Source organism: Archangium sp., from assembly GCF_036388035.1.
Classification (GTDB): Bacteria; Myxococcota; Myxococcia; order Myxococcales; family Myxococcaceae; genus Archangium.
Genome location: NZ_DASVSO010000602.1, coordinates 22,764 through 30,363, shown reverse-complemented (window position 1 = coordinate 30,363; position 7,600 = coordinate 22,764). Strand labels below are relative to the sequence as shown.

Genomic DNA, 7,600 nt, shown 5'->3' with positions numbered 1-7,600 from the left:
CCCGGACTACGTGGAGGAGATGCTGCGAGTCGCCGCCCTGTTCGGCAAGCGCGGAAAGCACGCGGAGCAGCTCCGCTGGCTGGAGCGCGCGGTGGCCCTGCACCCCCAGTCGGCCCCGGCGCGCGAGGCGCTCGCCAAGGCCCAGGGCCCCGAGGGGAAACAGGAGCCAGAGGCCCCCGCCCCCTCCGCGCTCCGCCGTGCCCCGGATGGGAGCCCCGTGCCCGATAACGCCGGGCTCCTGCCGGACTCCCACCCTCCCGCGCAGCGCAAGCCGGAGCCCGCCGCCGTGCAGGCGGAGTGAGGCGTGGCGGTGGACAATGCGTGCTGACTCGCCGCGGGCCCGGTGGGCGGGCCTGCTGCTGGCCGCCGTCCTGCTGACCACCGGCTGCACGTCGCTGACGCCACCGCCCGGCTTGGGCAGGAGCCTGAGCTACGCGCCGCGCGAGGCCGCCGCGCCCGCGTTGGTCGAAGGGCCGAGCATGGAGCCTCCGCGCGCCTTCGCCGCCCCACCGCGGCGGAGAACCCTCGCGGCCCATCTGGCGTTTCTCGGGGCCGTTGGCGACGTGTCCGGCTCCACCCGCCGCATCTCCGGCGAACTCTCCAGGCTCAAGGACAGCAGGGCCGGCATCGCCGGCCGCTACGCCGACCTGTTTGTCCCCCTCGTGGACCATGGCGTCCAGCAACTGCGATGGATTGACGCCGAGCTCGCCGCTGCCACCCGGTTGTCCAACACCGCCTCGGAGGTGGATGACCCGGACATGCAGCTGGCGCTCCTGCGCCTCGCCGGCCCACGGCTCGAGGCCGCCATGCTCGGCTCCCTCCTCCTGGCCGCATGGCTGGACTTCCTCAACCTCGCCGACGTCGTGCTCGGCAAGTGCCCCTCCTACAGCGTGGAGCGGCTGCTCGTGGACATGGAGCGCTTGCAGAGGAGGCTCGCGCCCGCCATGACGGCGCTCGCCTCACTGGAGCCAGGGCAGATGGAGGCGGCGGCCACGGACCTGCCCGCGCTCATCGGCCACCTCACCCGCGAGTTCGCCACGACCCGTGAGGCCGTGCGCGTGGCGGCGGAGCGGTCCGAGAAGATGCTGGGGGTGAAGGAACTCATCGAGATGCTCACCACGGCCTCGGCGATGAAGATGGCACTGCCCCGACTGCTACCGCCAGCTGCTCCCACCACGCTCGGCGTGGGGCTCATGGCGGGCTCCAACGGCGTGATGATGGGCACGCGGGTTGTCGTCTCCGCGGAGTGGGTGGAGATGATGCGCCGGCTCGTGCAGGCGGGCGTCATCGCCCTTCCCGTCGTCAGCGCCGCCGTACGGATTCACGCCGGCCAGGTGCTGATGTCTCAGTCGCATGACGGGCTGCCGCAGGGCGTGCGAGACGCGCTTGGCGACGGACCCGAGGTGCGGGGCATGCGAGTGACGGGCAGAGCGGGGGCCGGCATGGCCGAGCCACCGCAGCACCACGTCCTGCCGCGAGAGTTCCGCGAGTGGTTCGAGAAGCGCGGCTTCACGGGGGAAATGAGCATCGACCAGTTCTGCGTCAGAATGGAGCGGGCCAGCCACGAAGCAATCCATGGCGATGGCAATTGGCGCCTGGGCCGCATGTGGCCCGGCGAATGGAACCAGATGCTCATGAAGGCGTTGCAAAAAGCCGAGACCAGGGCAGGCAGGATGTTGACGCCAGACGAGATTCTGAAGGTCGTCGCGGGGTACATGAAGGAGTACGACCTCCCGGTGAACTTCACCCCCTGGAGGGGAAAATGACTGACGGACATTCCTGGGAGGGAAACTGGAAGGTCCGCCTGTATGAGCGGGTGCGCGAGCGGGGTTACGGTTCGCTCACCGCCTTCGCCGAAGCCCGCCCCACCGCCTCGCTGGTGGAGCTGGCCAAAGAGCTTGGCGAGGACGACGTCAATGCGGTGCAGGTGTTCAGCGGATTGGTGGCCGAAGCGGAGCGAAGCCATCAGCTCACACGGTTGGTGCGAAGCCAGCTCGTGCGCGAGCTGTCCCAGTATCTTCCGAACGGTTGGCCGGCCGTGCTGGACGACGCGAACCGCTTCGAGGTCGCGCAGGCACTCGCCCGTTGGAGTACCTACACCCCAGAAACGCATGAGAAGCGCGTCGACCAGATCGGCGATGCGCTCCTCGCCGCGCCGCCTCCACCCGGCTGGCGCCCGCTTGGCCCCGACGACGAGCTGCTCCTCACGCTCCTACCTGACGAGGACGTCTGAATTTCACCCCCTGGAGGATGGTGCCGGGGGCGCCTACCTCCGCGCACTTCTGAACGCTCAGGCCGGGCTTCACGGCCCGTGGGGGAGTGAACACTGGCGTTAGCGGCAATTTCCGTTTAAACTGTCTTTCGTGCCTCCACTCTCCGTCCAGCTCCGTCGGCGGCGTCCCCCGCGCCACCCGGTGGGCCAAAGCCTCACCGAGTACGCCATCATCGTGTTCCTGATCGCCGTCGGGACCATCGGCGTGGTGGGGCTCTTCGGCAACAACCTGCGCTCCCTGTTCTCGTCGGGCGCGGATGCAGTGGCCGGCGAGACGGACGTGCAGACGGGCGCCAGCACCAAGAAGACCTCCAGCCTGACGAAGTGGAGCCTGAAGGGCGGAGGGGGCGACGGCTTCAACTCGGGTGGCGTCATGAATCGCCCGGGTGGCGGCAACTCGGGGGGCACGTCCAACTCCCCCGCGCCGGCGGATGACCTCGGTGGCCCCTCCAATAATCAAGGCGGTGGGAATTGGACCGGAGGCATCCCCGGAGGGACCTCGAACTCGACCAATCCAAGCAACCGCGATGAGATCGGCTCCTACCCGTAGGCGCTAGCGGCCCCCGGACGTCTCAGGCGGCCTCTTCCCCGGGCTGCCGCCCCACCACGAAGGCGAGCGGACCCGGCTCGGAGCCGGCGGTGGGGACGAAGTCGAAGTGCTCGCCGCACACCTCCTGCGTGTCCGCCGTGACGAGCACCCCGCCGCGCGGCGCCCGCTCCGCCAGTTGCCGCGCCTCCTCCACCGGCGAGCCCAGCACCGCGTACTCCAGCCGGCCCCCCTCCAGCCCCACGTCGCCCACCAGCGCCTCGCCGGTGGCCACGCCCACGCGCACCTCCAGCGGCACGCCCGAGTCTCCCCGCTTCGCCAGCCGGGACTGCAGCGCCACCGCCGTCTCCACCGCCCGCTGCGCGGGGTCCGCCACCGCCCGAGGATCTCCAAACACCGCCAGCAGCCCGCCACCGTGCAGCGAGTCCACGCGGCCCTTGCGCGCGAGCACCTCGCCGGCCATCACCTGGAAGACCTCGCGCAGCTCACGCACCACCTCCTCGGGAGGCAGCCACTCCAGGGCGCCCGAGGCCCCCTGCACCCGCGCGAACAGCACCGACACGCGCTTGCGCGAGCCCTCCAGGGGCAGCGCGCTGTCCGAGGCCGCCAGCAGCCGGCCCAGCTCGGCCTCGTCCACGTAGCCATCGAAGGCCCCGCGCACCCGCGAGCGCGAGCGCTCCTCGGCCGAGATGCGTCCCGCCAGCACCAGGCCGAAGGCCAGCACCGAGGCCGCCATGGGCCCCAGCGGCCCCAGCACCACCCCGCCCTGCGCCAGCAGCAGGCTCGCGCCCAGCACGCCCAGCAGCACCACCAGCACCGAGGCGAACGTCAGCGCCGGGCGCAGCACCAGCGCCGCCGCCGTCAGCAGCACCCCGCACAGGGCGATGAGCAGCAGTTGCACCGCCATGGGCGCCTCGCGCACCGGGTGCCCCTCCAGCAGGTCGCTCAGCACCGAGGCGTGCAGCAGCACGAGCGGCAGCGTCATGCCGTTGGCGAAGGGCCCCAGGTCCCGGATGCTCTCCGCCGTCTGCCCCACCAGCACGTACTTGCCCTTGAGGTGCTCGGCCAGCTCGGGCGGGAAGGTGGAGCTGCCGGCCTTCTCCAGCTCCTCGTACAGCGCGCCATAGGAGAGCACGTCCGTCTCTCCCGGCAGCCGGAAGCTGGCCAGGGTGGCGCCCTGCGCGTCCATGGGGACGAACAAGTCACCCAGCCGCACGCCCCCGGGCTCCTGGAGGATGGCGGAGATGGGCAGCCCCTGGCCGCGCATGAAGAGGGAGAGCGCGAAGGTGGGCAGCCGCCGCCCCGCCGTGTCCATCAGCAGGTACGCCCCGCGCACGTTGCCCGAGGCCGAGCGGGCGATCTCCACCTGGGCCGCCACCGAGCCGTGCCGCAGCACCTCCTGGGGCATGAGGACGCGCGGGCAGGGAGACACGGCCGTGGCACCGGGGGGCAGGGAGGAGGGCACGAGCTGCGCGTGCAGCTTCGCCACGTCCACCTCGGGGTCCGCCGTGCAGGGCGTCGCCAGTACCACCCGGCCCAAGTCGGTGATGGCCTTGCCCAGGGCCGCGTCCGCCTCGGGGCCATCGCGCGCCGGCAGGTAGAGGAACGAGTCGATGCCCACCGCCTTCACCCCGGCCCGCGAGAGCGCCTCCAACATCCTCGCCTGCACGTGGCGCGGCTGGGGCCAGCCCACCTTGTTGATGCTCGCCTGGTCGATGCCGAGGAGCACCACCTCGGGGTTCCACGGGCGTGGGCGGGCCGTCAGCATCAGGCCCTGCGCGCGCTCCTCGAAGCCGCGCCAGGCGCGCGTGGGGGCGAGGGCCATCACCAGCGCCGTGGCCAGCGCGCCCAGCAGCACGCCGCGCTTCAGCCGCTGCCGCAGCCGGACGCGCTCGTTGGCGACGTCCTGCTCCGGATCCTTCGCGAGCGCCTGGAGGAGCGTCTCCATGCTGGGGTAGCGGTCCGCGGGCGAGAGGCTCAACCCGCGCAGCACCACCTCGCGCAACCACGCCGGCACGCGCGTGCGGGTGCGCGGCTCCTGGTAGCGCCGCTCCCGGATGGCCTGCATCAGCTCCTCGAGCGTCTTGCCCGGGAAGGGCCGCCGGCCGTAGAGGGCCTCGTAGAGCGCCGCGCAGAAGCTGAACTGGTCACTGCGCCCGTCGATGGGTTTGAGCACCATCTGCTCGGGCGACATGTACCCGGGCGTGCCCATCACCAGCCCCGCCTGGGTGAGCTCCTCGCCGAGCAGCCCCTCGGACAGCGGCGCGTCCTCGCCCTTGGAGGGCTCGGAGGCGCCGTCCGCCGAGCGCGCCAGCCCGAAGTCCGACACCTGCACCGCGCCGTCCACGCCGATGAGGACGTTGCCCGGCTTGAAGTCGCGGTGGATGAGGCCCGCGGCGTGCGCGGCGGCCAGCCCCGCTCCGGCCTGGCGGAACATCTCGACGATTTGACGCGTGGAGCGCGGGGACTTCATCCACTCGCGCAGCGTGGTGCCCTCCACGTACTCCATCGCCACGAAGAGCTGCTCGTCCAGGTTGACGATGTCGTGGACGGCCACCACGTTGGGGTGCGAGACGCGCGCCATGGCCTGCGCCTCGCGCAGGAAGCGGGCCTTGTGCTCCGGGTGGGAGGACATCGAGGCGTGCAGCAGCTTGATGGCCACCCGGCGATTGAGCTCGGGGTCCCGCGCCAGGTAGACGGCGCCCATGCCGCCCTCGCCCAGCACGCGCTCGATGACGTAGCGGCCCACGTGGCTGCCGGGCTCGAAGCTCCGGGGGGGTGCGCGGGAGTCGCGGCGGGAGGAGGCCCCCGGGCCGCTCGGGCGCGTCGCGTCCTCGGACGAGGCACTGCCTTCCGGGCGCACGCGGATGTGCTGCACGTGGTGGAGCGAGCTCCGGGACTGACTGGAGGAGGCGGGCGCGGAGGCGGAGGAGGACGCGACCACCGTGGGCGGCGCGGGAGGCGGCTCCTCTGGAGGAGGCGGTGGAGGGGGCCGCGAAGGCGCCGCAGGAGCGGGCCGTGCGGGGGCCGACGGGGCACCTCGGGGCACCGACGCCGAGGAAGCGGACCGGGGCACCGATGCCGAGGAAGCGGACCGGGGAACCTGCGCCGACGAGGCCGAGCGAGGCACCGACGCCGAGGAAGCGGACCGGGGCACCGACGCCGACGAGGCCGAGCGAGGTGCCGCTGGAGCTGGAACACCCGCGCCCGCCTGAGCGAGCAGCGCCTGGCAGCGCGGGCATGCGGGGAGATGCGCCTCCACGCGCTGCCTCCGCTCGGGCGGGAGCTGACCTTGGAGGAAGAGGGCGACCTCTTGCGGCTTCAGACACACCGGAGAGGCAGGTTCCGCGGGAGGGGGACGGGGCGGCGGGGGCGGCATCGGGCTCCGGCATCATCCCACAGGCCGGGGGGCCGCCGCCCGGCCTTGACTTTCCACGGGAGAGCCCCCTCCGCGCTTCTAATGAACAGGGCCAGGCGCTCGAAGCACGGGAGGGCTGACAGGGAGCCGAGCGCGCGCAAGATGCGCTCCCACACCCCTACGGAGGTTCGAGCCATGTCGAATCGGTCATGCATGTCCCGGGCGTTGCTGCTCCTGGGCCTCCTCGCCACGGGCTGCGCCACGGGAGTCAAAACGGCGCCCGGCACGGAGTCCTCTACCCGAATGGTCCCCCAGGAAATTCAGGCGGCCATGCAGGAGCGCTTCCCCGCGCTGGAGAAGCGCCCGTCCGGGCTGGAGGTGGTGGCGCGCCTGGACAAGCCGCCAGGCAACCCCGCCCTCACCCCCGAGGGACGCATCTTCCTGAGCCAGCACCCCTTCGGCGCTCCCCCCTACGCGGTGGTGGAGTTGCTGCCGGGCGGCGCCACGCGCCCCTACCCCACCGAGCCGTGGGCCCGAGCCCCCGGGCCGGACGGCATCGGCCTGCGCACGGTGATTGGCATCGAGTCGGACAAGAACGGGGTGCTGTGGATCCTCGACAACGGCCAGGGCGGCGGCGCGGGCGCGAAGCTGGTGGGCTGGGACACGCGGGGCGAGAAGCCGGTGACGACGATTCCCCTGCCCCCGCCGGTGGCGGCGCCCAACTCCTTCCTGCAGGACCTGGTGGTGGACCCGGACCGGGGCGTGGCGGTGCTCGCGGACATGGGCCGGGGTGACCTGGTGGGCGAGAACATGCCCGCGCTCGTGGTGGTGGACCTGAAGACGGGCCAGGGCCGGCGCGTGCTCCAGAACCACCCCTCCCTCCAACCCGAGGACGTCTCCATGGTGGTCGAGGGCCGCCCCATCACCGTGGCCGACAAGCAGGGCAAGCAGGTGGAGCCGAGGCTGGGCCTCAACCCCATCGCGCTCGACCCGAAGGGCGAGTGGCTCTACTTCGGCTCGATGAGCGGGCGCATGGTGTGGCGCGTGCGGATGGACGACGTGCTGGACCCGAAGCTGTCCCCCGAGGAGCTGGGCAAGAAGGTGAAGGCGGCCGGGCCCAAGGTGGTGAGCGATGGCATGAGCATCGACTCGGCGGAGAACCTCTACGTCACGGACCTGGGGGCGGGCGCCATCGGCGTGACGCGGCCGGATGACAACTACGAACTCCTCGTGCAGGACGAGCTGCTGCGCTGGCCGGACGGGCTGAGCTACGGGCCGGACGGGTACTTCTACGTGACGGTGAACCAGCTGCACCGGCACGGGGTGCTCAACCAGGGCAACCCCACCGTGCAGCCGCCGTTCCTGCTGGTGCGCTTCAAGCCGCTGGCCCCGAGCGCCGTGGGCCGCTGACCCACCGTTCACC

The 7,600-nt window shown here is 71.9% G+C and carries 6 protein-coding genes and 2 pseudogenes; 6 read left to right on the top strand and 2 right to left on the bottom strand.

The window, feature by feature from the left end:
- From VF697_RS24640 to VF697_RS24625, 4 genes and pseudogenes are all read left to right on the top strand, one after another.
- Window positions 1–301 (top strand): annotated as a pseudogene (locus tag VF697_RS24640) (hypothetical protein); the annotation flags it as partial.
- Between the two features lie 16 nt (window positions 302–317).
- On the top strand, window positions 318–1,766 hold the full coding sequence (locus tag VF697_RS24635) for a DUF2380 domain-containing protein (RefSeq protein ID WP_331099023.1): 1,449 nt from the start codon (window positions 318–320) through the stop codon (window positions 1,764–1,766).
- Window positions 1,763–2,233: an NUDIX hydrolase gene (locus tag VF697_RS24630; RefSeq protein ID WP_331099021.1), complete on the top strand. Its 471-nt coding sequence runs from the start codon at window positions 1,763–1,765 to the stop codon at window positions 2,231–2,233. The genes VF697_RS24635 and VF697_RS24630 overlap by 4 nt, the downstream gene beginning before the upstream one ends.
- 130 nt (window positions 2,234–2,363) lie before the next feature.
- Window positions 2,364–2,822 carry a hypothetical protein gene (locus VF697_RS24625; protein WP_331099020.1) on the top strand — a complete coding sequence of 153 codons (459 nt, stop codon included), beginning with the start codon at window positions 2,364–2,366 and terminating at the stop codon, window positions 2,820–2,822.
- A gap of 22 nt (window positions 2,823–2,844) precedes the next feature.
- Here the strand turns inward: VF697_RS24625 and VF697_RS24620 are convergent, their stop codons facing one another.
- Window positions 2,845–5,697 (bottom strand): protein kinase domain-containing protein, encoded by a 2,853-nt coding sequence (locus VF697_RS24620; protein ID WP_331099018.1) that lies wholly within the window; start codon window positions 5,695–5,697, stop codon window positions 2,845–2,847.
- A 67-nt stretch (window positions 5,698–5,764) separates the two neighbouring features.
- On the opposite strand from VF697_RS24620, the gene VF697_RS24615 reads away from it, so the two are divergent.
- Window positions 5,765–6,034, top strand: a complete 270-nt coding sequence (locus VF697_RS24615) for a hypothetical protein (RefSeq protein ID WP_331099016.1) — start codon at window positions 5,765–5,767, stop codon at window positions 6,032–6,034.
- Window positions 6,035–6,057: 23 nt separating this feature from the next.
- Here the strand turns inward: VF697_RS24615 and VF697_RS43565 are convergent.
- Window positions 6,058–6,198 (bottom strand): annotated as a pseudogene (locus VF697_RS43565) (hypothetical protein); the annotation flags it as partial.
- A 174-nt stretch (window positions 6,199–6,372) separates the two neighbouring features.
- Here VF697_RS43565 and VF697_RS24610 point away from each other — a divergent pair.
- On the top strand, window positions 6,373–7,587 hold the full coding sequence (locus VF697_RS24610; RefSeq protein ID WP_331099014.1) for an L-dopachrome tautomerase-related protein: 1,215 nt from the start codon (window positions 6,373–6,375) through the stop codon (window positions 7,585–7,587).
- Window positions 7,588–7,600 lie beyond the last annotated feature (13 nt).